This window comes from Methylomonas montana (assembly GCF_030490285.1).
Taxonomy (GTDB): Bacteria; Pseudomonadota; Gammaproteobacteria; order Methylococcales; family Methylomonadaceae; genus Methylomonas; species Methylomonas montana.
In genome coordinates this window covers 2,212,831-2,239,030 of the sequence record NZ_CP129884.1, presented here as the reverse complement: position 1 = coordinate 2,239,030, position 26,200 = coordinate 2,212,831, and the positions used below count along the sequence as shown (strand labels likewise).

25 protein-coding genes are annotated in these 26,200 nt (G+C 53.5%); 14 read left to right on the top strand and 11 right to left on the bottom strand.

Annotated features, from left to right (window positions below):
• The first annotated feature begins 59 nt into the window (after positions 1-59).
• The 6 genes from QZJ86_RS10425 to QZJ86_RS10400 all read left to right on the top strand — a co-directional run bounded on the left by QZJ86_RS10425 (position 60) and on the right by QZJ86_RS10400 (position 9,309).
• A complete protein-coding gene (locus QZJ86_RS10425) occupies positions 60-1,073 on the top strand; it encodes an ABC transporter permease (protein ID WP_301938754.1) in 1,014 nt (337 codons plus the stop codon).
• A gap of 46 nt (positions 1,074-1,119) precedes the next feature.
• Positions 1,120-2,844, top strand: coding sequence for an ABC transporter ATP-binding protein (locus QZJ86_RS10420; RefSeq protein ID WP_407081661.1), 1,725 nt, complete (start codon positions 1,120-1,122; stop codon positions 2,842-2,844).
• Between the two features lie 34 nt (positions 2,845-2,878).
• Positions 2,879-4,141 (top strand): alginate export family protein, encoded by a 1,263-nt coding sequence (locus QZJ86_RS10415; protein WP_301938751.1) that lies wholly within the window; start codon positions 2,879-2,881, stop codon positions 4,139-4,141.
• A 61-nt stretch (positions 4,142-4,202) separates the two neighbouring features.
• A complete protein-coding gene (locus QZJ86_RS10410; RefSeq protein WP_301938750.1) occupies positions 4,203-5,426 on the top strand; it encodes an NAD(P)/FAD-dependent oxidoreductase in 1,224 nt (407 codons plus the stop codon).
• Between the two features lie 12 nt (positions 5,427-5,438).
• Entirely contained in the window at positions 5,439-8,117 is a 2,679-nt protein-coding gene (locus tag QZJ86_RS10405; protein ID WP_301938748.1) for a nitrate reductase, read from the top strand.
• Between the two features lie 19 nt (positions 8,118-8,136).
• Positions 8,137-9,309, top strand: a complete 1,173-nt coding sequence (locus QZJ86_RS10400; RefSeq protein ID WP_301938747.1) for an EAL domain-containing protein — start codon at positions 8,137-8,139, stop codon at positions 9,307-9,309.
• 64 nt (positions 9,310-9,373) lie between these two features.
• Here the strand turns inward: QZJ86_RS10400 and QZJ86_RS10395 are convergent, their stop codons facing one another.
• From QZJ86_RS10395 to QZJ86_RS10375, 5 genes are all read right to left on the bottom strand, one after another.
• Positions 9,374-9,580, bottom strand: coding sequence for a methylated-DNA--[protein]-cysteine S-methyltransferase (locus tag QZJ86_RS10395; protein ID WP_301938952.1), 207 nt, complete (start codon positions 9,578-9,580; stop codon positions 9,374-9,376).
• 737 nt (positions 9,581-10,317) lie between these two features.
• A complete protein-coding gene (locus QZJ86_RS10390) occupies positions 10,318-11,364 on the bottom strand; it encodes a hypothetical protein (RefSeq protein WP_301938745.1) in 1,047 nt (348 codons plus the stop codon).
• 565 nt (positions 11,365-11,929) lie between these two features.
• On the bottom strand, positions 11,930-12,697 hold the full coding sequence (locus tag QZJ86_RS10385; RefSeq protein WP_301938744.1) for a VPLPA-CTERM sorting domain-containing protein: 768 nt from the start codon (positions 12,695-12,697) through the stop codon (positions 11,930-11,932).
• Between the two features lie 980 nt (positions 12,698-13,677).
• A complete protein-coding gene (locus tag QZJ86_RS10380; protein ID WP_301938742.1) occupies positions 13,678-14,145 on the bottom strand; it encodes a hypothetical protein in 468 nt (155 codons plus the stop codon).
• Positions 14,146-14,183: 38 nt separating this feature from the next.
• Entirely contained in the window at positions 14,184-14,531 is a 348-nt protein-coding gene (locus QZJ86_RS10375; protein ID WP_301938739.1) for a hypothetical protein, read from the bottom strand.
• A gap of 437 nt (positions 14,532-14,968) precedes the next feature.
• Between QZJ86_RS10375 and QZJ86_RS10370 the strand changes: the two genes are divergently transcribed.
• Together QZJ86_RS10370 and chrA are read left to right on the top strand one after the other, a co-directional pair.
• Positions 14,969-15,196, top strand: a complete 228-nt coding sequence (locus QZJ86_RS10370) for a chromate resistance protein ChrB domain-containing protein (protein ID WP_301938737.1) — start codon at positions 14,969-14,971, stop codon at positions 15,194-15,196.
• A 170-nt stretch (positions 15,197-15,366) separates the two neighbouring features.
• Positions 15,367-16,713, top strand: coding sequence for a chromate efflux transporter (gene chrA, locus QZJ86_RS10365; protein WP_301938735.1), 1,347 nt, complete (start codon positions 15,367-15,369; stop codon positions 16,711-16,713).
• A 200-nt stretch (positions 16,714-16,913) separates the two neighbouring features.
• Here chrA and QZJ86_RS10360 read toward each other — a convergent pair whose 3' ends face one another.
• Positions 16,914-17,321, bottom strand: coding sequence for a flagellar basal body-associated FliL family protein (locus QZJ86_RS10360; protein WP_301938734.1), 408 nt, complete (start codon positions 17,319-17,321; stop codon positions 16,914-16,916).
• Positions 17,322-17,383: 62 nt separating this feature from the next.
• Between QZJ86_RS10360 and nagZ the strand changes: the two genes are divergently transcribed.
• From nagZ to QZJ86_RS10345, 3 genes are read left to right on the top strand one after another with little or no spacing between them, the layout of a single operon-like run.
• Entirely contained in the window at positions 17,384-18,400 is a 1,017-nt protein-coding gene (nagZ, locus tag QZJ86_RS10355; protein WP_301938732.1) for a beta-N-acetylhexosaminidase, read from the top strand.
• A complete protein-coding gene (locus QZJ86_RS10350) occupies positions 18,393-18,938 on the top strand; it encodes a hypoxanthine-guanine phosphoribosyltransferase (protein ID WP_320415854.1) in 546 nt (181 codons plus the stop codon). Before nagZ ends, QZJ86_RS10350 begins: the two co-directional genes overlap by 8 nt.
• Complete coding sequence (locus QZJ86_RS10345; protein ID WP_301938728.1) at positions 18,935-19,678, top strand: S-methyl-5'-thioinosine phosphorylase; 744 nt, start codon at positions 18,935-18,937, stop codon at positions 19,676-19,678. Before QZJ86_RS10350 ends, QZJ86_RS10345 begins: the two co-directional genes overlap by 4 nt.
• Before the next feature lie 172 nt (positions 19,679-19,850).
• On the opposite strand, the gene QZJ86_RS10340 is transcribed toward QZJ86_RS10345, so the two are convergent.
• Positions 19,851-20,045 carry a hypothetical protein gene (locus QZJ86_RS10340; protein WP_301938726.1) on the bottom strand — a complete coding sequence of 65 codons (195 nt, stop codon included), beginning with the start codon at positions 20,043-20,045 and terminating at the stop codon, positions 19,851-19,853.
• 124 nt (positions 20,046-20,169) lie between these two features.
• Here QZJ86_RS10340 and QZJ86_RS10335 point away from each other — a divergent pair, with 124 nt between their 5' ends.
• Together QZJ86_RS10335 and soxZ are read left to right on the top strand one after the other, a co-directional pair.
• The gene (locus tag QZJ86_RS10335) at positions 20,170-20,631 is read left to right on the top strand and encodes a thiosulfate oxidation carrier protein SoxY (protein WP_301938724.1); all 462 of its coding nucleotides are present in this window, start codon (positions 20,170-20,172) and stop codon (positions 20,629-20,631) included.
• Positions 20,631-20,939, top strand: coding sequence for a thiosulfate oxidation carrier complex protein SoxZ (gene soxZ, locus QZJ86_RS10330; RefSeq protein WP_301938722.1), 309 nt, complete (start codon positions 20,631-20,633; stop codon positions 20,937-20,939). Before QZJ86_RS10335 ends, soxZ begins: the two co-directional genes overlap by 1 nt.
• A 2-nt stretch (positions 20,940-20,941) precedes the next feature.
• Here soxZ and QZJ86_RS10325 read toward each other — a convergent pair whose 3' ends face one another.
• Genes QZJ86_RS10325 through QZJ86_RS10310 form a run of 4 tightly spaced genes read right to left on the bottom strand, consistent with a single transcriptional unit; the run spans position 20,942 to position 24,465 of the window.
• Entirely contained in the window at positions 20,942-21,901 is a 960-nt protein-coding gene (locus tag QZJ86_RS10325) for a beta-ribofuranosylaminobenzene 5'-phosphate synthase family protein (protein ID WP_301938721.1), read from the bottom strand.
• A 34-nt stretch (positions 21,902-21,935) separates the two neighbouring features.
• Entirely contained in the window at positions 21,936-22,613 is a 678-nt protein-coding gene (locus tag QZJ86_RS10320; protein ID WP_301938719.1) for an HAD family hydrolase, read from the bottom strand.
• Entirely contained in the window at positions 22,610-23,536 is a 927-nt protein-coding gene (locus QZJ86_RS10315) for a hypothetical protein (RefSeq protein WP_301938717.1), read from the bottom strand. Before QZJ86_RS10315 ends, QZJ86_RS10320 begins: the two co-directional genes overlap by 4 nt.
• Before the next feature lie 2 nt (positions 23,537-23,538).
• On the bottom strand, positions 23,539-24,465 hold the full coding sequence (locus QZJ86_RS10310; protein ID WP_301938715.1) for a GGDEF domain-containing response regulator: 927 nt from the start codon (positions 24,463-24,465) through the stop codon (positions 23,539-23,541).
• Positions 24,466-24,639: 174 nt separating this feature from the next.
• Here QZJ86_RS10310 and QZJ86_RS10305 point away from each other — a divergent pair, with 174 nt between their 5' ends.
• On the top strand, positions 24,640-26,193 hold the full coding sequence (locus QZJ86_RS10305) for a Re/Si-specific NAD(P)(+) transhydrogenase subunit alpha (protein WP_301938713.1): 1,554 nt from the start codon (positions 24,640-24,642) through the stop codon (positions 26,191-26,193).
• The last annotated feature ends 7 nt before the right edge of the window (positions 26,194-26,200 follow it).

The following is a 26,200-nucleotide window of genomic DNA, read 5'->3' as shown; positions in this document are numbered from 1 at the left end:
CGTATTTTGATGCATGGACGCATCCTTTTTATCGACCCCGAATATATGCGAGTAAAGCCATGACTAACAAACTGATTAAATTTTTCAATATCACCGGCCTGACCTGGTTTGTGCCCTTAGTCAAAATAGCCGCCGGCGAAAATCCGGCTAAACAACTGCGCCAGCTTTGGCTGATCATGGGTGTGCCCATCATTGCTTTTGTACTTTTTCTTGGCTTCTGGAGCGTGACTGCGGCTCGCATCAACACCAGCCTGGGGGCGATTCCCGGCCCGGTGGCGGTCTGGAGCGAAGTCGACGGTCTGGTCGCTGAGCATTTCGCCGAAAAAACCAAAATGGCCGAGTTCTACCAACGTCAGGAACTACGCAACAAAGAAAAACTGGCCGAGGACCCCAAAACCGAAATCAAGCAACGTCCTTATACCGGCAAACCGACTTACCTGGATCAAATTTTCACCAGCTTGCGTACCGTATTCGCCGGTTTCATCGTCGCCACGCTGTTTGCAGTACCGCTGGGTATCCTGTGCGGCATGAGTCCGGTATTGAATACCGCTTTTAACCCTTTGATTCAGATTTTCAAACCGGTATCGCCGCTGGCTTGGCTGCCTATCGTCACGCTGGTGGTCAGCGCGGTCTATGTCACCACCGACGACTCCTGGTTCGCCAAATCCTTCGTCACTTCGGCGATTACCGTGACCTTGTGTTCGCTGTGGCCAACGCTGATCAATACCGCCGTCGGCGTATCGTCGATAGACCGCGATCTGGTCAACGTCGGCAAAGTGCTGCGCCTGGATTGGATGACCCAGATCAAACGCATCATTCTGCCGTCCGCCCTGCCCTACATCTTTACCGGCATGCGCCTATCGCTGGGCGTGGGTTGGATGGTGCTGATCGCTGCGGAAATGCTGGCGCAAAACCCTGGGCTAGGCAAATTCGTCTGGGACGAGTTTCAAAACGGCAGCTCCAATTCGCTGAGCCGGATCATGGTCGCGGTATTTACCATCGGCATCATCGGCTTCATCTTGGACCGAGTCATGCACTCGCTACAAAACCTGTTCTCGTTCCAAAAAATCTGAGGATGCCGTCATGAGCGCCGCCCAAGCAAAAATTATCGAGCTTTCCATGCACAAACAATCAGCAACCGCTGCCGTTCCAGCCAACGATGCCTACAAGCCCTTGGTGGAATTGAAAAACGTCTGTAAATCCTACGGCGAAGGCCGGGATAAAACCTCCATCCTGAAAGACATCAATCTGGATATTCGCGAAGGCGAATTCATCGCCATCGTCGGCTTTTCCGGCAGCGGCAAAACCACCTTGGTATCGATGATCGCCGGTTTGATCCATGCCGATAGCGGCGAGTTGCTGAAGCAAGGCCAGCCTATAAAAGAACCTGGCCCGGATCGGGGTGTGGTGTTTCAAAACTATTCTCTGATGCCCTGGCTGACAGTTTATGAAAACGTGGCGCTGGCGGTGGATGCGATCTTCAAGAACTGGACGGCCGAGCAACGCCGCGCCCATACCGAAAAATACGTGAAGATGGTCAATCTGGGCCGGGCCATGGATAAAAAGCCGGGCGAGTTGTCCGGCGGTATGCGCCAACGGGTCAATGTCGCCCGCGCCTTGGCCGCCAACCCCGACATTTTGTTGCTGGACGAACCGCTTAGCGCGCTGGATGCCTTGACGCGCGGCAATCTGCAAGACGAAATTCTGCAAATCTGGGAGCAGGACAAAAAGACGGTGATTCTGATCACCAACGACGTCGACGAAGCCATTTATATGGCCGACCGGGTGATTCCGCTCAATCCCGGCCCGGACGCCAGTTTCGGGCCGGCGTTTCATATCGATCTGGAACGGCCCCGCGACCGCACCGCGCTGAATCATAACGAGGAGTTCAAGCGCTTGCGCGCCGAAATCACCCGTTATCTGATGAATATCGGCATAGAAAAAACCCAAACCGTGAGCAGCGACAAAATCAAACTGCCGGACGTACGCCCCAATACCAGTAACGACTGGAAACTGGATACTTCCGCGTTAAAACCTAATGCGCGCGACCTGGGCAAGGCCCGCTATCTGGAATTCGCCAACCTCTCGAAAATCTACCCGACACCGGACGGCAACAGCAGCGTCAAGGTGGTAGACGGTTTTGATATGAAAATGAAAAAAGGCGAATTCATTTCCATCATCGGCCACTCAGGTTGCGGCAAATCCACAGTGTTGTCGATGACCGCCGGCCTCAACGAAATTTCCGAAGGCGGCATTATCCTGGATAACCGGGAAATCAACGGCGCCGGCCCGGATCGCGGCGTGGTGTTTCAAGCCCCTAGCCTATTCCCTTGGTTGACCGCGTTCCAAAACGTCATGCTCGGCGTCGATAAAGTCTATCCGCACGCCAGCCAAGACGAACGCGACGATATCGTCGAATACTATTTAACCCGCGTCGGTCTGGCCGACTCCATGTTCAAGAAAGCCGCCGACCTTTCCAACGGCATGCGCCAACGGGTCGGTATCGCCCGTGCTTTCGCGTTATCGCCCAAATTGCTGCTGCTCGACGAACCGTTTGGCATGCTGGATTCCTTGACGCGCTGGGAATTGCAGGAAGTGTTGATGGAAGTTTGGGAACGCACTCACGTCACCGCCATCGTCGTCACCCACGATGTCGACGAAGCCATTCTATTGGCTGATCGGGTGGTGATGATGACCAACGGTCCCCACGCCAAGATCGGCAAGATTCTGGAGATCGATTTGCCGCGACCGCGTAGCCGCAAGGCGCTGCTGGAGCACCCCGATTACTACAAATACCGGGAAAGCCTGCTGACCTTCCTGTCCGAATGTGACCACACTCATTGATTTCATGTTTATCCATCCAGCCAAAGGGGGCTTTATGCCACTGCAAAAAACCAAACTGCCGAGCGTCACCTTGCCGGCAACACTGTTGTCGATGACCATCGCCAGTTTGCCGGCGTCGGCCGACATTACCAAGGAGGTAGAAGACGCATTGAATTTTTACCATTACGGCAGCAACGGCGCGGTAAAAATGGATTTGAACTACCGTTGGGAGAATGTGGATCAGGACAAGGGCTCCGGCGGCCCGAAAACTGCAAATGCCAATACTGCCCGCTTGCGCTTGGGCTTCCTGACGCCGACCTTTCACGATTTTCAAGCCTATGCGGAATACGAAGGCCTTTATGCCTTGCAGGAAGATTACAACAGCACTGTCAACCGCCGCACTCAATATTCGACCATCGTCGACCCGGACCAAAGCGAGCTCAATCAGTTCTGGCTCAGCTACAAAGGCATCGCCGATACGCTGATTAAAGTCGGCCGGCAACGCATCAAATTCGACGATGATCGTTTCATCGGTAACGTCGGCTGGCGGCAAATGGAGCAAACTTTCGATTCCATTTTGATCACCCATAACAATCAAACGCTGTTCGGTCTGACCATCAACGCCGGTTATATCGATCATGTACAAAATATCGCCGGCAGAACCGAGGACATGAATTCGCCGATTTTGAATTTGAATTATAAGGTCGGCGATTGGGGCAATCTGATCGGCTACGGCTACTGGCTTGATTATCGGGAAGTGGAAAACTACAGTAAATCGTCGCAAACCTATGGTTTGCGCTTCGACGGCAAATCGCCGCAGTTCTTCGATACCGTCAATTTCGTATATACCGCCGAATGGAGCAAACAGTCCGACTACGCGGACAACCCTAATCATTACCAAGCCGACCGTATCAATCTGATGAGTGGCTTGAGTGCCTATAACCTGACCTTGCAAGGCGCCGTCGAACAACTCAACGGTTACGGCAACAACCGGGTTTTCCAAACCCCGCTGGGCACTAACCATGCCTTCCAAGGTTGGGCCGATTTATTCCTGGTGACACCGGCTAACGGTATACGCGACGTATTCGCCACCGCCAGCTACAAAACCATGAACGATAGCCTGATCTTCACCGGCGTGTATCACGATTTTTACGACGATACCGGCGGTGTCGAATACGGCAGCGAATGGGATTTTTCGATACTGAAAAAATTCGGCAAGCACTATTCCTTGCTAGCCAAATACGCCAATTTCAATACCGAAAATGCAGCGTTTACCGATACCCAAAAAATCTGGTTGCAAGCCAACGTCAGTTTTTAAGCGGTCGGGGCGAATGCAGTTATTCGCCCCGGATCATCCACACTATTCATTCGACAACATCATGAAACCAAAATTGGTAGTGATCGGCAACGGCATGGCCGGCATGCGTACCGTTGACGAATTGATTCAAACCGCGCCGGGTCGCTACGACATCACCGTCTTCGGTGCCGAACCGCACGGCAATTACAACCGCATCATGCTGACGCCGGTGTTGTTCGGTGCGAAAAGCATCGCCGACATCATGATTCACGATTTCGAATGGTATCGAAAAAACCGGATTACCCTGCATTGCGGACCGGATAAGGCGGTCGTCGATGTGGACCGCGAACGTCGGTGCGTGATCGCCAAGGACGGCACTTGCGCGTTCTACGATAAGCTATTGATCGCCACCGGCTCGTTACCGTTGATGTTGGATATTCCCGGCCGAGATGTCGACGGGGTGCTAGGGTTTCGCGACATCGCCGATGTGGAAACGATGATCGAAAAAGCCACCAGCAAACGCCACGCGGTGATTCTGGGCGGCGGCCTGCTGGGTCTGGAAGCCGCCAACGGCCTGCTACAACGCGGCATGCAAGTCAGCGTGATCAATCGCGCGGACCATTTACTGAACCGGCAACTGGATCGCAAGGCCGCCGCCTTTTTACAGCGGCAACTGGCCGATAAAGGCATCCGCTTTTATCTGGGCACCACCATCGAACGCATAGATCAGCGAGATGGCCATATCAGTGCGGTGCGACTCGATGACGGCAGCGTATTGCCGGCCGATTTACTGGTGATGTCCACCGGTATCAAGCCCAATATCAGCCTGGCCAAGCGCATTGGTCTGGAATGCCAACATGGCATCGTGGTCGACGACGGCATGCGCAGCAGCGACCCGGCAATTTATTCGGTCGGCGAATGCGTGCAACATCGCGGCGAGCTGTTCGGCTTGGTCGCACCGGTCTACGAGCAGGCGAAGGTCTGCGCCCGGCAATTGTCCGGACTCACTTCAAGCCAATATAAAACCTTGTCGTCGGCGACCATGTTGAAAGTCACCGGCATCGATTTATTTTCGGTGGGCGATTTCGAAGGCGATAGCGAATGTCATATTTTGCAATTGATCGACCACGATTTGGGCGTCTATAAAAAAATCGTGCTACGCAGCAATATAGTCGTCGGCGTAATACTCTATGGCGACACCAGCGACAGCGCCTGGTACTTGAATCTGGTCAAGGATAGAACCTCGATAGCGGCGATCCGCCATCGGCTAATGTTTGGCCAAACGCCGCTGGCTAACGCGGCATAAACGGATTTACAGATGAACACCATTAAAACCACTTGCCCCTATTGCGGCGTCGGTTGCGGCATCGAAGCGACGGTGGAAGACATTGCCGGACACCGGGTGACCATCAAGGGCGACAGCGAGCATCCGTCCAATTTCGGTAAACTCTGCTCGAAAGGCGCGACGCTGGGCGACACGGTGTCGCTGGAAAACCGCCTGCTCTATCCCAGCATCCATGGACAACGCGTCGACTGGGACGACGCCTTGAACCATGTTGCAGAACGTTTTAATGCCATTATCGAGCGTCACGGCCCCGCAGCCGTGGCGTTTTATGTGTCAGGGCAGTTGCTGACCGAGGACTATTACGTTGCCAATAAATTGATGAAAGGCTTTATCGGCACGGCCAATATCGATACCAATTCCAGGCTGTGCATGTCATCGGCGGTAGTCGGTTACAAGCGCGCTTTCGGCGCCGATGCTGTACCTTGCAATTATGAAGATCTGGAGCTGGCCGAGTTGATATTGCTGGTCGGCTCCAATGCCGCCTGGTGCCACCCAATCAGTTTTCAACGGATACGCCGGGCCAAGGAAAACAATCCGAATCTGAAGATTGTGGTGATCGATCCGCGCGCCACGGCCAGTTGCGACATCGCCGATCTGCATCTGGCCGTCAAACCCGGTATGGACGCGCTGTTGTTCAACGGCATCCTGGCGCATCTGCAACAAAGCGGCCGGCTCGATCAGGCTTATATCGATAGTCATACCGAAGGTTTCGAAGCCGCGTTGGCCGAGGCGCAACGCAGCGCCGGCAGCATCGAACAAGTCGCGGCCGACTGCGGTTTAAGTAACGAGGCGGTCGGTACGTTGTTCGACTGGTTTGCCAACACCGAAAAAACCGTCACGGTCTATTCGCAAGGCATCAATCAATCCAGCTCCGGCTCGGATAAATGCAACGCCATCATCAACTGCCATCTGGCCACTGGCCGTATCGGCAAGCCGGGCATGGGGCCGTTTTCCTTCACAGGCCAACCCAACGCGATGGGCGGCCGCGAAGTGGGCGGCTTGGCGAATACACTGGCCGCACACATGGATCTGGAAAACCCGGAACATGTCGATAGAGTCGGCCGTTTCTGGGGCAGCGCCAGTGTCGCCGACAAACAAGGCTTGAAAGCCGTGGCGATGTTCGACGCGATCGCCGCCGGCCAGATCAAGGCGGTGTGGATCATGGCTACCAATCCGGTGGTGTCGATGCCGGATGCGGACAAGATCAAACGCGCCTTGCAACAATGCGAACTGGTAGTAGTCTCCGATTGCATCGCCAATACCGACACCGCCGAACTGGCGCATGTGCTGCTGCCGGCCACTGGCTGGAGCGAAAAAGACGGCACCGTCACCAATCTGGAGCGGCGCATCTCCCGGCAAAGGCCTTTGTTTCCGGCATCCGGCGAGGCCCAACACGATTGGTGGATCGTCAGCCAGGTGGCGCAACGCATGGGTTTCAGGGATGCCTTTAACTACCAATCCAGCGCCGATATTTTTCGCGAGCATGCGGCCCTGTCGGCGTTTGAAAACGATGCCGAGCATCAGCTGCGCGATTTCAATCTGAGTGCATTCGCCGACATCGATCAAAGGACTTTCAATGCGTTGCAACCGGTTCAGTGGCCAGTCACCCGCGCCCAGCCCCAGGGAACCGCCCGGCTATTTGCCGACGGCCAATATTTCACGGCCAATCGCAAAGCCCGTTTCATTCCGATCACGCCGCGTCCACCCGTCAATACGCCGGACAACGACTATCCGTTTACCTTGAATACCGGCCGCTTGCGCGACCAATGGCACACGATGACCCGCACCGGCCTGGCCGCCAAGCTGAACTCGCATCGGCCCGAACCGTTCGTGGAGATTCATCCGGCCGATGCCGAACGTCTTGGTTTGAGTGCGCGCAGCCTGGCGCAATTACAAAGCCGTTGGGGTGGCATGCTGGCGAGGGTCGAGATAAGCGATGCGCAACAACCCGGCAGTCTGTTCGTACCGATGCATTGGACTGGCCAACTCAGCAGTCGCGGCCGGATGGGCGCGCTGGTCAATCCGGTGGTCGATTCTGATTCCGGGCAGCCGGAAAGCAAACAAACCCCAGTTACTGTCCAGGCTTGGCCGGCAAGCTGGTATGCCACGATATTGTCTCGCCAGCAACTGCAAATCGATGGCTGTGAGTACCAAGTCAAAATTCGCGGCGACCGGTATTTTCGTTACGAACTGGCCGCTACCGAGGCCGGCCAGGATTGGCGAGCGTGGAGCCGGACATTGCTAGCCGATGCCGCGCATCGCCAGGACGACAGGTATTGGCTGGAATACAGCGACAGCCAAGCGGGCTACTTCCGCACTGCATATTTGCCGGATCGGCAATTGCAAGCTTGCCTGTTTGTCGGCCCGGACTGGGAATTGCCCGAGCCTGGCTGGCTGGGCAGTTTATTCGCTAAAGACGAACTCAACCGATCCGAGCGCCTCAGCCTGTTGAGCGGCTTGCCGCCGAAAGGCGAAGCCGATATTGGCCGAATCGTCTGTTCGTGTTTCAATGTCGGCGAAAAGACCATTAAGCAAGCGGTTCAATCCCAGCAACTTCAAAGCGTCGCCGAAATCAGCGCCTGTTTAAGCGCCGGTAGCGGTTGCGGTTCCTGTATCCCGGAACTGCGGGGGTTGTTACCGAAATCCAATTAACTTGATAGACCAAGGCACGATGCAAGCCAAAACCCCGTTATTTCCGTATTTTCAACCCATTATCTCGGTAGCCAGCGGCAAGATCGTCGGCTACGAAGCCCTGGCCCGCCAATACGACAGCAAAGGCAAAGTGGTTTCCGCCGGCGCCCTCTTCTCTTCCGCCGAACTGGATGCCAAGCAACGCACCGAACTGGATAGGCAGGTACGTTGGCAGGCGCTGGAAAAGTTTTCGCAATTGGCCGATACCCGCAGCTATCTGGCATTGAACATTTCCGCTGCCTGGATCGATAATCTGCGCCAACTGAACGCGTTGCCGACATTGCGCATGCTAGACGAATTCAATATCGATCGGCGCCGTATCATCGTCGAAATTTCCAATGCCCACGTCGATCCGCATAAATTGAAGCAGATCGTACAGCGCTATCGCAAACACGGTTTGAGCGTGGCCATCGGCGATTTCGGCGCCGGTTCGTCGCAACTGGAACGCGTGATCGCCATTCAGCCCGACATCATCAAAATCGATATGCGCTTGTTCAAATTGGCGACCAAAGGCGGTATCGCCGGTGACATCATTCATATGATTTCGCGCTTGGGTAAACGCACCGGTTGCCGGATCATTTGCGAAGGCGTGGAATCCGACGAAGCCTTTTTATTCGGGCTCAATTGCGGCGCGCAATTCATGCAGGGTTTTTTGTTTGCCCAGGCCGAAGCCGACTTCCAACCGGCCGATCTGTACGAGCAGCACATCGCCTCGCTGCGCAGTAAATTTTTGAAAAACACCTTGGCCAAGGTGCAAAAGAAAGTCAGCGCGATCAACACCACCAAAACCCTGATTTACAAACTGGCGGAAACCTTACAGGACGACTTCAACCTCAACGAACTGGTCAGTTGGAATTTCACCGAAAGCGGCGTGATTCGTTTTTATCTGTGCAACAACCACGGCGACCAGATTTCACCGGATTTTAATTTCAAGGAAAACCAATGGTTTACCGATCCGCGCAAAATCGGTTTCAATTGGTCGTGGCGGCCGTATTTCTTTCAACTACTGGCGCTGGAAAATTGCGGCGATCGCGAACGTATCGTCACTTCCGAACGCTACCGCGACTTTGAAACCAGTCTGCTCTGCAAAACCCTGTCGCTGCGCCTGGATAGCGAACGGATTTTACTGGTCGACACCGTGGCCGGCGATTGAGAACTTGGCTTAATCCTGGAGTTCCAGACTGACATGCCGTTGCCAGCCAGATTATGAACAACGCTTAACTTACTCCCGGTTGCTCATGCTTGCTTTCCCGGCGCAGTAGTTCAGCTTTGCGTTTGATGCCCCACCGATAACCCGAGAGATTGCCGTCCGATCGCACTACCCTATGGCAAGGAATCACCACCGCCAAAGGATTCGCCGCGCAAGCCACGGCCCGCAAGGCTTTCGGCGAGCCTGTGCGCTGAGCAAGTTCGGTATGGCTGATGGGTTCTCCGACCGGTATTTGCCTTAGCGCCTGTCATACTCGGTGCTGAAAAACCGTACAGCGAATATCCAGCGACAATGCCAATCCCGGCGCCGGCGCTTCGACAAAATCGATCAACTGTGCAACCCCACTGTTCAAACTCGGCGTCGCTGCTTATCAATTCGGCTTGCGGGAAACGACCTCGTATATCGTGGGCCAGTTCATCAGGATCATCGCCCAACGCAATAGCACCCGCTGTTTTCGCTGAGCGCCGCCAGAATCGCCCCTAGCGCGCGCACCGGTATTAACAATAGGTCTTGATGAAATTAGTCGATGCTGAAAAAAGAATTCTCTGCTATTGCGTCATAACACCTTCGCTGAAAATCTTGGAAACGGAGCGCGAGCGAAGTGAAGATTTTTAGTCCCCGATAGCCGTAGCGCCGGGCAGGTTTTCGCAGCGAAGCGGAGAAAACCTGCAAGGCATCGCGAAATGGCGTTAAGTCATGCGAGAGCCGATGTTCCGACCCCTTGTTGGGTCGGAACGAGGTGACGCGGACAAATCGGGGCCGCCGGAGGCATAAGCGGTCGCGTAATTTTTGCCGCTTGATTGGGCTGGGATGCCCAAAACAAGCTTTCGCAAAAATAGCGACTCCCCGATCGTGACTCTTAGATGCTAAAAAGCAAAGCCTCAGATCCGTTGCGAAAAGGCCGATCTCAATCCTCGTTGGTAGTTGCTTAATATACTGGCGCCATATGGATCATTCCAAGCGTTTGCGTTGGCTGACACCAATCAGGCCAACTATGGCACTCCCGAAGAGCCAAACTGCGCCGGGCACAGGCACCGGGGAAGCTGAGCCTGTTATATCCCATTTAAAACTACCACCATTAGTGCATGTTTGATCAAAACAACTACCGCCCGCAGCAATAAGATAGTAACCGGACTTCAAGCCCATCACCGTCAACAATGCATAATCCAAACCGTCCGTATTTGTAGAGACCCAGCTTGAAGCCGCCGAATTGGTAACCCAGGGGGTTGAGTTATTAACACCACCCGCACCCACAAAATTGCCATCGTCATTAGTAAATGTGGCGCCAGAATTTATATAGCCGATAAAATCTGTGACACCCAGCTGGGTGAGCGCATAGTTCCAAGATGTCTCCAAGCCCGGCCCAGCAACTTGGTTATATAGATGCCAGCCGATTTTGCTGACATTAGTTACCTCAAAATCGCTCGCGCCGCTGGTCCAAATGGAAAACCCTGGATTGTCCATGCTTGATATTCCGGGTATCCCAGTCGCAGTCATTTTAAATCCCACATCATAAGTCACGCCATTTGCTATATCGGCATCAGTGCCCACTTGTAGTTTTGCTAAACTGGAGCCCGTGTGCACCCATCCAAACCCACCGCTTCTCGCAATGGAATCCGCCCAAGATTTCTTGGCCGCGCTCCGCCCTTCCGATGTGATGATATCGCCAGCAAACATTCCCAAAGCCACTTCCTCCATCGCGTAAGCTTGCGATGAAATGCAACTCAGTGCAGCCATGATAAAAATACCGGCAAGGTGTTTTTTTTGATTTTGCGTTTTCATGTTGTTTGTCCAAGACCTCAATTTATTAGGCTTAACCACGCAGCTTTGTGTTAAAGCTGCGAATTCGATGATAAAAGCGCTATCCCAGTGGTCATGTGGCTCAATATGCGATGTGATCACGAAATACCTGAAGATCGTCAGAAAGATCACCTTCAGGTTCAGCAACAAACGCCAGTTCTGGATATAGCGCAAGTCATAGGCAACGCGTCGCTCCATTTTCTATATCGTATCGGTTTCGCCCCGGCAACCGCTGACTTGCGCCAGGCCTGTAATGCTGGACTTGACCTTGTGTCTGAGCAGGTATCGCGATATTTCTTTACCGGTACAGTTCATTATGCACACCGCATGCGGCTGGGGGCCGAACCCATATCCTTTCCATAAGGGCTTACTCATTCGTAATAACTGAACAGGTCGCTTGCACCAATTCATCTTAGGAATATCCCCAATGCCTGGTTCCACATTGTCAGATTTAAAACCCGCCGTCATGCGGGCTTCCAGTGTCATGGATGGCATGTGTTCGCCCAATATCAATTCTGCGAACCTGTAAAAAATCCCCGAGTACCGAGGAACGGCGCTCGGGACTTATCACCTACCTGTGCTAGCGCATCTAGCGCCTTATCCTGAAAGCACTGACAACCAAAATCGATCTGCCGGTTCATCCTGATTTAGCGCAGACTGGCTTCATAAAAGCTCATCCGGACTTAGCGAACCGATCAGCCTTGCAGATCCTGGGGCTTTCGCCCAATAGATCTTGGCGTCAATGCCTAGTCAAATTGCCCTATTAGGCAGGCAAAACGTTTTTACGCCGGTTAACACCGAATAGGCCCAGCAAGGCGCTACCGAACAACCAGGCAGCCGCCGGTACAGGTACTTCAGATACGGGGGCGCCTTGTATAATCTCAATTGATTTAGCCGTTCCCAACATCATTGAGCTACCGGTGGGTTCGCCTGCCATACACATGTCGTTTCCGGAACCCATTAAACTCCCGACAGTACAATCGCCGTAGATCATCGCATTTACAAGGGTAGCGTTAGTTGCAAGTGTTTGCAGACCGAGGCTGGTGATGTTGCCCGAGCCGTCGTGGGTGAATGCCAATGTGAAGTAGGCATTCTCATTGGCTGGCAAAAACTTCATACCATTCATGGAGGTGGCATAGTTATAGCCGCCGCCGGTATAAACATCAGTTGTATTTTCTTTAAAGATACTGGCAGTCACCAGCGAACCATTATTGGTTTGCTGCAACTGTTTATCCAATGCCAACATATACGTGCCATTATTTTCGATATCTTGCAGGCTTTGACCGTTTACATAATTACCTTGACCAGCTACCCAAGCGCCTTGCATGGATTCGTTCATGGTACCTGTGAAGTTTGAAACGGTGGTACCGTTCCAATTGAACGTACCATGAAATTCAGTGTCGCCAGCTGTGCCTGGAATCATTGGCTCGTTAAATTTACCGACAACACTGTAGGTAAAAGTAGACGCTTGAGCCAGGGAAGCGCTTGCGGCCAACAGTGCTGCTACGGCCAATTTGGTTTTCAGATTCATAGTTACTCCTTGATAATTGATTTAAAGTTTGGGCAATACAACCTGTACACCCGGTATTGCACCTGGCGCATTGGCTCTCCATCACCCAAGGAGGCGGCCCGGCCATCTGATTTCCCGTCAGACCCGTAGACTTTCCGACCCCGCCTCACGGCGGCTGTGGCAAATTGGGTGGTCAGGGCTTCTTGCCCACCCGCGGCCTATATCATCCAACCGCAGCACGCGTCTTCCCTGTCATTCAGCCTGAATTTATCCCCGAATCCCGAGATGCTACGACCTAGCGGCATTCCTCATTGCACAGCCCATCCATTAAGTTTTCAACATCTGACACATTCACGGCCAAATATTGTATGCACTTATCGAGCCAATAATATTTATATACAAATCAATAACTTATATAGATGCAAGAATTCGACTATTCGCCATTTCCCGTAGTTTATTGTGGAAATTCATTAGAAATGCGTCATATCCCGCAATTAGGGAATTTGCACTGCCGTTAGCGTCGGTCTCATCTGACCGGATCCCCGACCGCGGCAGCCAATATCCAGGGAATGAGCGTAAAACCGATTGAATTGAGTGAAATCGAGCGAGAGCAACTGCTAGGTCTGTGACTGGCGGGAGGGAGAACGTGCGCTGACCATTTTATCCGAAGGCCAGACAGTGTTTGCGGTTGCGAATCAGCAAAGTGCTAATCCAGAAACGATTCGTGAACGGCGCCGAAGATGGCTAAAAAGGGGTTATTATCCAGTTTGCCAGATCAACCACGTTTTGGAATAAAAGGGGCGAGGTATATGCCATTACCGTCAAACGCGCCTTTCAAGATATTTATGGGATGAGCCTGAGCAGGCCATTGATGAAATTGGCGCCGAATTTGGCTCAAAATACACATTGACTTTTTGCTAGCTGCTTAAAACCTAGCTGTGAACTGGCCCAAGACCGGTGCATGATGTCATGCACCGATGGCTTCACGGAGTGAATTCGATTCAAGAAGTACAGTGACTGCAACCATTGACCAGTTTGAAACTTTCTTGGGCTTTTTTCACCGCGCTGGCAGCGCTGGCAATCGATCCTAAGTAACGCAAAGCGTCTTTGGCGGGCAGCAAAGAGCAATTGGATTTGTGAACCACGTGTTCGCCGTTGTCTTGCGCGTTGATCTCTACAAAAAATTCAGCCATGGTGGATACCTCTTCGACTAGGGTTAAGGACAACGGCTCGAAAATTCGAACCCCGCTCTTGCTGCTGTCGGCCATCGTACATTCTGCATGAGAAAATGTTGCGAAAGTCACAGAAACTGCGCCGAATCCGGGATTTTCGAGCTCGTACCACCAAGTAGGCAACATCCATACCAGCAATGACGGCATTGCGCCAATATGCTTAAGTTCGCCGTGTAGTTTGTTTTTGGGGCAAATGACCGCTAAGCACTTGAGAACGACAAGGTCTTCGTAGGCCACTTATCGATGCCGTCGCCTATCACGACAACGGGACTCGTTCAATAACGATAATTCAAATTACATTCCCCGACAAAACGGCTGCGTAGCGAATTATCCTCGCTAGGGAAATGATTAACATCGACACCGCAACCGAGATCGACGGGTTTGGCTTTAAGCTTTGCGCCGCTACGAGCATCAAACAAACTGCCGGCGTTGCTGCGCATACTATCGTTAGCGTCGCTGGCCTGCCATTGATCCGATAAGGTCAAAATCAGTTCGGCTGTAGATTGCTGGCTGTATGGCTCGGTTGAACCGGCCAAAACATTTGTCGCGCAAAAGATCAGCACTCCCGTCGCGGCAAGCAGTATTTTCAAAACATTCAGAAACCAAAAATCAGTGATTTTCATGATTTTCTCCTGTTCCAAAGTGAAGGACACGAGCCCTACGAACAGTTATTTAACACCCGAGCCTGCCCAAGAACCCGATAGAAATCATGGATTGATAGTAGCTATATTTTATTTATTATCAACCCGATAAGCTCTATTGTTAAAGCGTTCAACCCGCAATAACTGTCAAGTGTTTGACGTGCTGAAGCTTTATGCTTCTAGCAGCATAAACAATGCCAAGGCATTGCTGTGTTGTGACGCCGAATCGCCCCCAAAAACGCCCTTATCCGTCTGATCACGCATGCAAGTAGCTGAACAGCGACCGGATTTTGGTTGACATACAAACATATAAAAAAGTAAAGCTCGCTATATATTTGTAGAATAAGAACAACATTAATGTCTAACCCTTGGTTGATCCTAATTGCCAGCCTACCCGCTCATAACGCCAGCAGCCGGATATGCGCATCTGGCATGGCCTCAAGGTCATGGGTTACGCGACCTTGCGCGATGGCGTGTTACCCCAACGAACGCGCATAGATTGTCTAGCCAGTGCTTGGCTGATCCTCCGTTTTATTGACGCCAAACTGCGCTTAATCTGGTTGGCTAATATTGCCGATTGTCCGGTCGATGCTACGGGTTTCTATTTCGACGATGCGGCCTTTACCCATATCGATGCGCTAATGTGACTTTCGAAGGGTTGCAAGCCAGTTTCGGCGGGTATCTTCGACCCTGAAGCGGCCGGAATAGACACTTTGATCACCGCCATGTGGTGGACTTGGGACGATGACGACCATTTGTTGGCCGAAGCCGAAACGATATTCGACTTGTTTTATCAAGCATTTACAGGACCAGCCGCATGAGCAACGAGCAAGCCACAACTCCGCCGTCCGTGAGTTTGAAACAGGCCTTTTGGTATTGGCTGAAGCTGGGGTTTATCAGCTTCGGCGGCCCGGCCGGGCAGATTGCCATCATGCATCAAGACTTGGTCGAGAATAAGCGTTGGATTTCCGAACGTCGTTACCTGCATGCTTTGAATTACTGCATGCTGCTCCCAGGCCCGGAAGCCCAGCAACTGGCGACCTATATCGGCTGGCTGATGCATCGCGGCTGGGGCGGCATATTGGCTGGCAGCCTGTTTGTGTTGCCGTCCTTATTGATTTTGATCGGTTTGGGCTGGATTTATCTGGCTTACGGACATTTACCCGCCGTGGCTGGTGCGCTTTATGGCATTAAACCGGCCGTAACCGCAATAGTGTTGTTCGCAGCATATCGGATCGGCTCGCGGGCGCTAAAAAACGCCTGGCTGTGGGCGATGGCGGCACTAGCGTTTTTGGCGATTTTTGCATTACATGCCCCGTTTCCCTTAATCGTATTCAGCGCCGGCGTGCTTGGCGCTGTCGGCGGCAAACTGGCTCCCAAATACTTCAATTTGGGTGGCGGTCACGGCAAAGCCAAACAGCATTTCGGACCGGCATTGATAGACGACGATACGCCGACGCCGGAGCACGCCCGCTTCAACGGTAAGAAGCTGGCTAAGTTGGCTTTAATTGGCCTGGCATTATGGGGCGGCGCACTCGGCTGGCTCTGCGCCAAATACGGCTGGGACGGCGCGCTGACGCAGATGGGCTGGTTCTTCACCAAGGCCGCCCTGCTCACTTTCGGCGGCGCTTATGCGGTACTACCCTATGTGTATCAAGGCGCGGTGGAACATTATCATTGGCTGACGCCGACGCAGATGATTGACGGCCTGGCCTTGGGCGAAACCACACCCGGCCCGCTGATCATGGTCGTCACGTTCGTCGGTTTTGTCGCCGGCTGGAGCCAGGCACTGTTCGGCGGCGAGCATCTGTTTTTGGCTGGTGCGGTGGCAGCAACCGTGGTCACTTACTTCACCTTCCTGCCCAGTTTTTTGTTCATTTTGGCCGGCGGACCGTTGGTGGAATCGACTCATAACAATCTGAAGTTCACCGCGCCGTTGACCGGCATTACCGCTGCCGTGGTCGGCGTGATTCTAAATCTGGCCGCATTCTTTGCCTTTCACGTGTTCTGGCCCAAGGGATTTAGCGGCGGGCTGGATAGCTTCGCGCTGCTGATCGGCCTGGCTGCCATTCTGGCTTTGTTTCGCTACAAAGCCGGCGTTATCCCGGTCATCATCTGCAGCGGCGCGGCCGGGCTGTTATTGACCTTTCTAAGCCCTGGCTAAGCCAACATGGCGTGAACTTATGACAAACGATTATACCCGGAGAGATTTTTAGCCACCGCGTATTCAATGGGAAGTTGTCGCCAGCCGCTTTCGAAAAGCCTTCAAAGTCCGGGCGATTTTTGGGGCTGGCTAATTACTGACATGTTTAGGAGGGACTTTTGAGTCGTTCATTTGCGCTATAAAAACTTAAACGTCCTAAGTCAATTAATTAAGAACTCCGAAAAAAACACATCCCTGAAACCGTCGCTATTCTGTATTTTGGTCAATAAATCAGTGATCAATTGCTTGGTTTTCAAGCGCAAGGCTTCGCGCTGTTCCATAGTTTGCAGATCGGTAGAACGCATGCCACTGAGCATCATAATCATCTCGTGACGCAAAACCGGCATGTGTTTTTTGACTTTTTCGACATGCTCGGCCCCTTCCATCAATAGTTGCACATTCAACACGAGGTATTTTCTCGGCTCGGCCAGATTGACGGTAAACTTGGGCTTCATCTCTACATATTCGATGACCGGCCCGGCGCTTTCATCGGCTTTCTTTTCGCCAGAATTGGCCCAAGCCGCGATTGGCAACATCATCAAACTGATCAACAAAACAAATGTTCGCACGGTTTCCTCATATAATGTGATGGTTAGACTAAAAGTATATTCCATATTTGACATTTACCACCATGAAACCACTCGCTATCGGCCCTGTCATGATCGACATCGAGGGCTACAGCCTTACCGCCCTTGATAAAGAAAAAATCGCTCATCCCAATACCGGCGCTTTAATCCTGTTTGCCCGAAACTACGATAATCCCCGGCAGATCGCCGCGTTGATCCAAGAGATCCGCACTGCACGCAACGGCGATATTTTAATTGCCGTCGATCAGGAAGGCGGACGCGTGCAACGCTTTCAAAACGGCTTCACCCGTTTGCCGGCCGCCGCACTATACGTGGAGCAACCCGATCTGGCCGAAGCGGCTGGCTGGTTGATGGCAACCGAACTGCTGGCAGTGGGCGTGGATTTTAGTTTCGCGCCGGTATTGGACGTCGATTGCGGCGTCAGCGAAATCATTGGCAACCGTTCCTTCTCCACAGACGCCGAACAAGCCGGACGGTTGGCGAGCACGTTCCGACAAGGCATGCGCAGCGCCGGCATGGCCGCGACCGGTAAGCATTTTCCCGGCCACGGCGCGGTGGCGCTGGATTCGCATCTGGCATTGCCGGTCGACGAACGCGACTTGGAGACTATCCGTTACCAGGATTTGCTGCCGTTTAAACAATTGATCGAGCAAGGCTTGGAAGCGGTGATGCCGGCTCACGTGGTTTATCCGCAAATCGACCGCTACCCCGCCGGTTTTTCCAGCACCTGGTTGCAGACCATTTTGCGCGGCGAATTGGGTTTCGACGGCGCGATCTTCAGCGACGACTTAAGCATGGCCGGCGCAGCGGCTATCGGCGACTTTACTGAACGGGCCGGCCTCGCGCAGCAAGCTGGCTGCGACATGCTGCTGGTTTGCAACAATTCGGCGGCCGCCGAACAAGTGCTGGACAAGCTACCGATCAAGCAGAACAGCAAGCGCGAACAACGCCTGCAAGCGATGCGCGGCCAATGCTTGATCGATAGCGATGCCCTGCCCCGCAGCGAAAAATGGCAAACACTTTCCAAACAAATCTCTGAATTTTATGAATCCCATGCTTGAAGAAATCGGCATCGTTAAACAACAGGCTCTGCAACTGTATTCCGCGGATGAAGTGGAAACAGCGCTGGACGCCATGGCCGTAGCGATTAGTGCCCAATTGCACGACAGTAATCCCTTGGTGCTGTGCGTGATCAACGGCGGCATCATCGCCACCGGCAAACTGTTGCCGCGTTTGGACTTTCCGTTGACTTTGGACAGTATCCACGCCACTCGTTATCGCAATGCCACCTCCGGCAGCGATATACATTGGCTGTTCAAACCCACGACCCCCATTGCCGGCCGCGCCGTGCTGGTGGTCGACGATATTCTTGACGAAGGCCATACGCTACATGCGATTGTCGAATATTGCCAGGAGCAAGGCGCGACGGCCGTTTACACCGCCGCCTTATTTGACAAACAACTCGACATCGATAAACCGGTCAAACCGGATTTCGTCGGCCTGACGGTCGCCAACCATTATTTGTTCGGTTACGGCATGGATTACAAAGGCTATCTTAGAAATGCGCCAGGCGTATATGCCTGCAAGGAAGTGTTATGACTTTGGCTATTATCGGCGGCACCGGTCTCACCCAGATCGATGAGTTAATCATCACCGGCGAGGAACGCGTAACAACGCCATTCGGCGAACCGTCCGCGCCTTATTTAATGGGAGAGCTAAACGGCCAGAAACTTGTTTTCCTGGCCAGACACGGCAATCCGCATCGAATTCCGCCGCATAAGATCAATTACCGGGCCAATATCTGGGGCTTGAAACAGCTCGGCGTCAGCGAGATTATCGGCGTGGCGGCGGTAGGCGGGATCGGCGCCGAGATGGCTCCCGCGCATATTGCCATCCCCGACCAACTGATCGACTACAGCTATGGCCGGGAACATACTTTTTTCGCCGACGATCTGGAACATGTCACCCATATCGACTTCACCGAGCCGTATTCGCCGCCGTTACGCAAGCGTATTATCCAAGCGGCGCAACAGGCGCAAATCAAGATCAGCGCCACCGGCACTTATGGCTGCACCCAAGGCCCCAGATTGGAAACCGTCGCCGAAATCAAGCGCATGGCCCAGGACGGATGCGATTTGGTAGGCATGACCGGCATGCCCGAAGCGGCACTGGCCCGCGAACTGGGCTTGGCTTATGCCAATATATCGGTAGTCGCCAATTGGGCGGCCGGCATCGTGGACGGCGAAATCACCATGGAGGAAATCGAAAAGAATTTAGACGTCGGCATGAGTCGAGCGATCGCGCTACTGAAAGCGACGGTGTTGTTCGCTGAAAGTTAAATCTTAAGATTGAATCAAGGAGGGTTTTGACGAAGCCCGGATGCTCCGCCAAAACCCGAGGAGAAGAAACCGAAGTTTCCTTTTCTTGCGGGACTTAGATAATCGTCCTTGTCAAAGCCGGAATGGGATAACACGTGAAGAAGATTGCTATTCCGGTGTCCTGAAATCGTTATTACTTGGCCAAACCGTTTTTATGCAGTACGTCGGAACGATAAGCTGAATTGCTGGAGTCTTCGGCGATATTTTTAGCGGCAGTGGCGTACTTATCGTGCTCGGCATTTTTGACCATCAATACGGCGCCAGCGGCTAATACCACAGCCAGACCAATGTAGAGCCAAAAATTGTCTTTTTCTTGTGCTTCACTCATTTTGAACCTTCCTGTTTATTGTGTTGTTGTGGTGGTGCTGAAATAAATTCAACGGCACAAAAGATAACAAACGGAAGGCTGAATTTTTTGATATACATCAACTAATATGTGGTTAATAAAACCGATGCCCAGCTCTCGCCGCTTATTCCTGAAAAAAACCGGCACATTAGCCGCCGGCGCACTGCTTGCCGGCGTTTCCGCCAAAGCCTTGGCTATCGAACACACCCAATATTTTGCCGCCGGCGACTTCGCCGCAAGCTATGCCAGGCTATTCGCCGGCCAAACCGTCATCGATAGCGATTTGCTGGAAATGGGCTTACCCGACATCGCCGAAGACGGGGCGGTGGTGCCGATTACCATCAGCAGCGATTTGGACGATGTCGAACGACTGTATCTGTTCGCGGATAAAAACCCGACGCCGCTGGTCGCGGAGTTTGAGCTGACGCCGTTGGTGAGCACTTACCTCACCGCTCGCATCAAGCTGGCCGAATCCTGTAATGTGATTTTGATTGCCCGGCGCGGCGATCAACTGCTGCGGCGCAGCCGTTGGGTCAAGGTCGTCCATGGCGGCTGTGGAGTCGGTTGATGAGCATCAAAATCAGAAGCCGGCGCCTGGACGGCTATATCGAAGTTAAAGTATTGATCAGTCATCCGATGGAAAATGGCCGCAATCGCGATGCCAACGGTGAATTGATTCCGGCGCATTTTATCGAGCAGTTGGTCGTCAAACTCAATGGTCAAACCATATTGACCAGCCATATGGCCGGTAGCGTCTCGAAGAATCCGTTTTTTACCTTCAGATTAAAAAGCGGCGAAGCCGGCGATAAAATCGCCGTAACTTGGATGGACAATCGCCAGATCAGCGATAGCGCCGAGCATCTGCTCGACGAATAGACTTAAGTTAGAATTAATTCCGCGGGCTGATTTCTGGCACTGACCACCAAAAAGCTTAACGGCGAAGCGGCAAATTGCCGTTCCAATTGCGCCACCAGCTCGGCGGCGCGCTGCGGGTTGGCCAGCGCACAAAACCCGGTCGGTCCCCAAGACGTCTGTCCGATAGCCACCGCGCCTTGCTCGGCTAGCCTAGCCATAGCCGAGGCCACCTCGGGACTGGTAAACACGCCGCCCTGCACCGGCGCGAAATGTTCGCCCACCGCTTGTTGCAGCAAGGTAATCACCTCGCCGAATCGGTCAAGATCGTGTTCCGCCAATGCCGGCAAACCTTGCATCAGCAACCGATAACACAAGTGCTCGGCTTGGGCCTGCGGGAACAGCGGCAATTGCTGAAACGCGCTGACTTCCTGTTCGCCGTGCAAACCCTGCCCGCGCTGATCGAATACCAATACAAAACGCCAGTCATCCGGCACGCTCATTTGCGCGATTAATGGCGGGGTCTTGGTATCCGGCCCACGGCCGCCATCCACCACCAAGCCGCCTTTTTCAAAGATACCAATGCCGATACCCGAGCGAGCGCCGCGATCCGAGAGCTGAGCGATGTCCCGAACCGACAGCCCCAATCCATAAAATGCGTTCAAGGCGGTGCCAACGGCCAAAGCCATTTGTGTACCCGAGCCCAGACCGATATGCTCGGGAATCGCAGTATCAATGCGAATCTGCAACTGCTCGGGCACATTCAACAACTGGCAGAATTGCCGGACGCATTTCAACGCACGACTGGCGGAAGGGCCGGTCACACACAGGCTATCGGCGGCACTAATGGTCAATCGAGTATTGATTTCGTTCAGCGCCAAGCCGATACTGCCGAAATGCCGTCCCAATGCCCCGCTTAAATCGATAAACCCCATGTGCAATCTGGCCGGAGCAACGACCGTGACCTTTTCGAACTGCGCTTTCACCACCTGGATTCCATCAGAGAAAAATGAGCCGGCATTATAGCGGATGATCTGGCCGAGCCGAGATAAAATCGGCCACTTGCCCCAGATCGTCCATCAAATAATCGGCATGCTCGGCGGCCCAGGCATCGACCGGCCTTAGCGAAGGCACCAAAATACACGGTGCCCCGGCGGCAAGTGCCGCGGCGACGCCGGTTGGCGAATCCTCCAGCACCAGACATTCCTGTATCGGGCAAGCCAATTCGGCGGCAGCCCGCCAGAAAATATCCGGCGCGGGCTTAGCGGCCGCAACTGCGTCGCCGGCCACGATATGCGGAAAAGTTTGCTGTAATCCGGCCAACGCCAAACAGCGTTGCGCCGCCGCTAAGCGGCTGTTAGTCGCCAAGCAATACGGCAAGCTGCGCTCAAGCAGCACAGCCATCAACGCGAAAAAACCGGGTTTTACCGCTATGCCGTATTTTTCGACATATGCCGTCCAATAACTGCCGCTTAAGTGTTGGAAACGGTCGATATCAAAGTCGTTGCCGCAATAGGCCTGTATCCGCTGACTGACTTGTTGGCCGGGAATGCCGGACAGGGATAGGCAAAAATCGTCGGCAAGTTCGCAATCCATTTCCGCTGCCGCCCGCCGCCAGGCATGAACATAGCCAATCTCGCTATCGAGCACCAAGCCGTCCATGTCAAAGATAACGGCGCTAATCCGGCATTCGGTCACCGTATTACCTTGATGAATTCGCCGATGGCCTCGCGGTTGGAACCCACCACAATCCGCCGTCGACCGTTCTGATCGATCTCCAACTGCCCCGCCACCGTCACCCATTCGCCGGCTTTAGCCTGGCCGCAATAAGTCGCGGTAAAACAGACGATGCTGTCAATGTCCGGATGCTTGAGCGAAAACCGGGCCGGGTAATCGAAGCCGTATTCATCGTCCTCGACCTCGACCTCGATTTTTATCTGGCCTAGTTTGCGATAGCACTGTTCCGCCTGATCGGGAGCTGCAATCGTTAACGATAGATCGAACTTGCGCTGGTTAATCATGGCCTTGTTATATTTGCGCTGCTCATGCCAGATATAGTCGTCCAAGGCAAAATCACAGGCGCGCCGCTGATAAGCAGATAGCCAATCGTCGTCGTTCAGGGCCTGGCAGCGGTCTTCGGCGATCAAGCCTTGCACGATGTTGCGGGCGTGGTGGAACTGGCTACGGTCGTAACAAACCAGATCGATATCGGAAGCATGATTTTGCAAACCGACCAGTAGCGAGCCTGTCACCCCTACCTGATCCAACTCCAGACCCTTGCCACTCAGCAAACCGCATAAATGCTGTAAATCCGTCAACACGGCATCGCTGGCCTCCCCTTCCAACAAGCCCCGTAAGACTTTTCTAGGCTGGTAATGGCATTCAATATCGGCGACCGGCACCGCATGCAAATGCGCGTCGAGTACGGTGGAAAAATGTCGGTATTGCGGATAATGCAGACCAAGAAAATCGTTAGCCTGCTCGGTATCGACCTTGTGCCAGCGCCCTTCCGTGTGGACATAACGCAGAAAACATAAGGCCTTGTCTTCCTCCAGGCCGTTCGCCACCACCGCGAAAATCAAACCATCCCTGGTTTCGATGAAATCTTTGGCTTGATACATCGCTAATCGATTTCCACCCGGTTACGGCCGTTCTGCTTGGCCTTATACAACGCGGCATCGGCGGCCTCGATCAGCAGTTGCGCCGTCTTATATTGGCCGACATAAGTCGCTACCCCCAGGCTCAAGCTCACCCGTCCCGTTTCAGTGTAGGTGCTGGAAATGTCTTTATCGGACACCGCTTGGCGAATTTTTTCGGCCAAGGCGCGGGCCTCATTTAACGGCGTCTCCGGCAAAATCGCGATAAATTCCTCACCGCCGTACCGGCAAATCAGATCACTGGTGCGCGCCAGCTGTTCGTTGATGGTTTTAGCCACCTCCACCAGGCAAGCGTCGCCTTGCTGATGGCCATAGGTATCGTTATAGGTTTTGAAATGGTCTACATCGCAAATGATCAGCGACAAGGGCGCCTTATTGCGCCTTGACAAGGCAAACTGCATGGTCAAATGACTATCGAAATGACGACGGTTGCCCAGCCCGGTTAATTGATCGCGTAGGGACAGGCGTTCCAGTTCTCGATTGGCCGATTGCAACTCCTGTTGGGTGTTTTGCAGTTTTTGCCGCATCACGTATATCCGTTCCATCGCGATGACGGTGAATTGCAGCCTCAGCGGATTGATCGGTTTCGGCAAATAAGCGTCGCCGCCCGCCAATATACCGTTAACAAACGATTCATCGTCGTCATAGACCGTCAGGAAAATGATCGGAAACCAATCGGCCTTTTTCAACTCGCGTATCGCCTTGGTGGCCTCAATCCCGCTTAAATAGGGCATTTCGACATCCATCAGGATTAAATCGACATCATTATCCGCAACATATTGCAACGATTCGGCGCCGTTTTCCGCATAAGCCACGTCATGCCCCAACTGCGTCAAGCATCCGGTCACTAGCTGTCTTATTGCAGCGCTATCGTCAACTACCAAAATTTTCATTCTTTATATTCTATACATAAGCCGTTGTAAGGATTTTAACGTAATTGACCAGCGCCACAGAAAACAATTGATAAAACCGATTCAATCCCCTATTCTCGGCCGCGAGTTTTTCGCACCGACGAACAATTCAGAATAAAAACAATTCGCTCATTGCTCCAAACCATAGGAGAAATCATGAAAATCGGTGTTCCGAAGGAAATTCACGACGGCGAAAAACGCGTCGCCACCACGCCCGAAGCGGCGGAAAAAATCATCAAACTCGGTTTTGAAGTCTGCGTGGAAACCGGTGCCGGCGATGCCGCCAACATATCCGACGACGCTTACCGCGAGGTGGGCGTCACCATCGTCGATTCGGCCAGAACTTTATGGCAGGAAGCCGACATCGTCATGAAGGTCCGAGTTCCGGAGAGTCATCCGGAACTGGCGATCGACGAAATAGAATTAATGAAGCCCGGCCAGCATCTGATCAGTTTTATCTGGCCGGCGCAAAACGAAGCCCTGATGCAGCAACTGGCCGCCAAACAAGCCACGGTACTGGCGATGGACAGCGTGCCGCGCATGTCGCGGGCGCAAAAAATGGACGCGCTGAGCTCGATGGCCAATATCGCCGGCTACCGGGCGATCGTGGAAGCCGCGCAACATTTCGGCCGCTTCTTCACCGGCCAAATCACCGCTGCCGGTAAAGTGCCGCCTGCCAAGGTGTTGGTGATCGGTGCCGGGGTCGCCGGTCTGGCCGCGATCGGCGCGGCAAAAAGCATGGGCGCCATTGTCCGCGCCTTCGATACCCGTCCGGAAGTCAAAGAACAAATCGAAAGTATGGACGCCGAATTCCTGATGCTGGACTTCCAGGAAGACGGCTCCGGCAGCGGCGGTTATGCCAAGACCATGTCCAAGGAATTCATCGAAGCCGAGATGGCCTTATTCGCCCGCCAAGCGATGGAAGTCGACATCATCGTCACCACCGCGCTGATTCCCGGCAAACCCGCGCCAGAGCTGATCACCGCCGGCATGGTGAAATCGATGAAGCCCGGCAGCGTGATCGTCGACCTGGCCGCCGAGCAAGGCGGCAACTGCGCGTTGACCGAAAAAGACCAGATCGTCGTCAAACACGACGTCACCATCATTGGCTACACCAACCTCCCCAGCCGTCTGGCCAACCAGTCCAGCCAGCTTTACGCCACCAACCTTCGCCATCTGCTGACCGACTTGTGCCCAAATAAGGACGGCACATTGAACGTCAATATGGACGACGAAGTGATTCGCGGCGCGACGGTAGTCAAGGAAGGCAAGATCACCTGGCCGCCTCCCCCGCCCAAACTGACCGGTAGCCACAAGCCGCTGACCGAGGCGCCGGCCATGGGCCCCAGCAAGGAAAAACCCAAATCCGCGCTGTCGCAATGGCTGCCCATCCTGCTGGCCGGCGGGGCATTATTTGGCATGGGTGCGGTCGCTCCAGCCTCGTTTTTGGAGCATTTCACCGTCTTTGTCTTGGCCTGCTTCGTCGGCTATCAGGTGATCTGGAACGTCTCGGCCTCGCTGCATACCCCCTTGATGAGCGTCACCAACGCGATCAGCGGCATTATCGTCATCGGCGCGCTGGTGCAAATTTCGGTGCCAGACAATCAAATCGTCACGGTCTTGTCCGGACTGGCGATTCTGATTGCCGCCATTAACATCGCCGGCGGCTTTCTGGTCACTCGGCGCATGCTCGAAATGTTCAGAAAATAAGGGGAAT

Bases quoted from the DNA above. Each gene is read 5' to 3' on its own strand.
- QZJ86_RS10425 (WP_301938754.1), top strand. From the start codon at position 60: ATGACTAACAAACTGATTAAATTTTTCAATATCACCGGCCTGACCTGG.
- QZJ86_RS10420 (WP_407081661.1), top strand. From the start codon at position 1,120: ATGCACAAACAATCAGCAACCGCTGCCGTTCCAGCCAACGATGCCTAC.
- QZJ86_RS10415 (WP_301938751.1), top strand. From the start codon at position 2,879: ATGCCACTGCAAAAAACCAAACTGCCGAGCGTCACCTTGCCGGCAACA.
- QZJ86_RS10410 (WP_301938750.1), top strand. From the start codon at position 4,203: ATGAAACCAAAATTGGTAGTGATCGGCAACGGCATGGCCGGCATGCGT.
- QZJ86_RS10405 (WP_301938748.1), top strand. From the start codon at position 5,439: ATGAACACCATTAAAACCACTTGCCCCTATTGCGGCGTCGGTTGCGGC.
- QZJ86_RS10400 (WP_301938747.1), top strand. From the start codon at position 8,137: ATGCAAGCCAAAACCCCGTTATTTCCGTATTTTCAACCCATTATCTCG.
- QZJ86_RS10390 (WP_301938745.1), bottom strand. From the start codon at position 11,364: ATGGAGCGACGCGTTGCCTATGACTTGCGCTATATCCAGAACTGGCGT.
- QZJ86_RS10385 (WP_301938744.1), bottom strand. From the start codon at position 12,697: ATGAATCTGAAAACCAAATTGGCCGTAGCAGCACTGTTGGCCGCAAGC.
- QZJ86_RS10375 (WP_301938739.1), bottom strand. From the start codon at position 14,531: ATGAAAATCACTGATTTTTGGTTTCTGAATGTTTTGAAAATACTGCTT.
- QZJ86_RS10370 (WP_301938737.1), top strand. From the start codon at position 14,969: ATGCGCATCTGGCATGGCCTCAAGGTCATGGGTTACGCGACCTTGCGC.
- chrA (WP_301938735.1), top strand. From the start codon at position 15,367: ATGAGCAACGAGCAAGCCACAACTCCGCCGTCCGTGAGTTTGAAACAG.
- nagZ (WP_301938732.1), top strand. From the start codon at position 17,384: ATGAAACCACTCGCTATCGGCCCTGTCATGATCGACATCGAGGGCTAC.
- QZJ86_RS10350 (WP_320415854.1), top strand. From the start codon at position 18,393: ATGCTTGAAGAAATCGGCATCGTTAAACAACAGGCTCTGCAACTGTAT.
- QZJ86_RS10345 (WP_301938728.1), top strand. From the start codon at position 18,935: ATGACTTTGGCTATTATCGGCGGCACCGGTCTCACCCAGATCGATGAG.
- QZJ86_RS10340 (WP_301938726.1), bottom strand. From the start codon at position 20,045: ATGAGTGAAGCACAAGAAAAAGACAATTTTTGGCTCTACATTGGTCTG.
- QZJ86_RS10335 (WP_301938724.1), top strand. From the start codon at position 20,170: ATGCCCAGCTCTCGCCGCTTATTCCTGAAAAAAACCGGCACATTAGCC.
- soxZ (WP_301938722.1), top strand. From the start codon at position 20,631: ATGAGCATCAAAATCAGAAGCCGGCGCCTGGACGGCTATATCGAAGTT.
- QZJ86_RS10315 (WP_301938717.1), bottom strand. From the start codon at position 23,536: ATGTATCAAGCCAAAGATTTCATCGAAACCAGGGATGGTTTGATTTTC.
- QZJ86_RS10310 (WP_301938715.1), bottom strand. From the start codon at position 24,465: ATGAAAATTTTGGTAGTTGACGATAGCGCTGCAATAAGACAGCTAGTG.
- QZJ86_RS10305 (WP_301938713.1), top strand. From the start codon at position 24,640: ATGAAAATCGGTGTTCCGAAGGAAATTCACGACGGCGAAAAACGCGTC.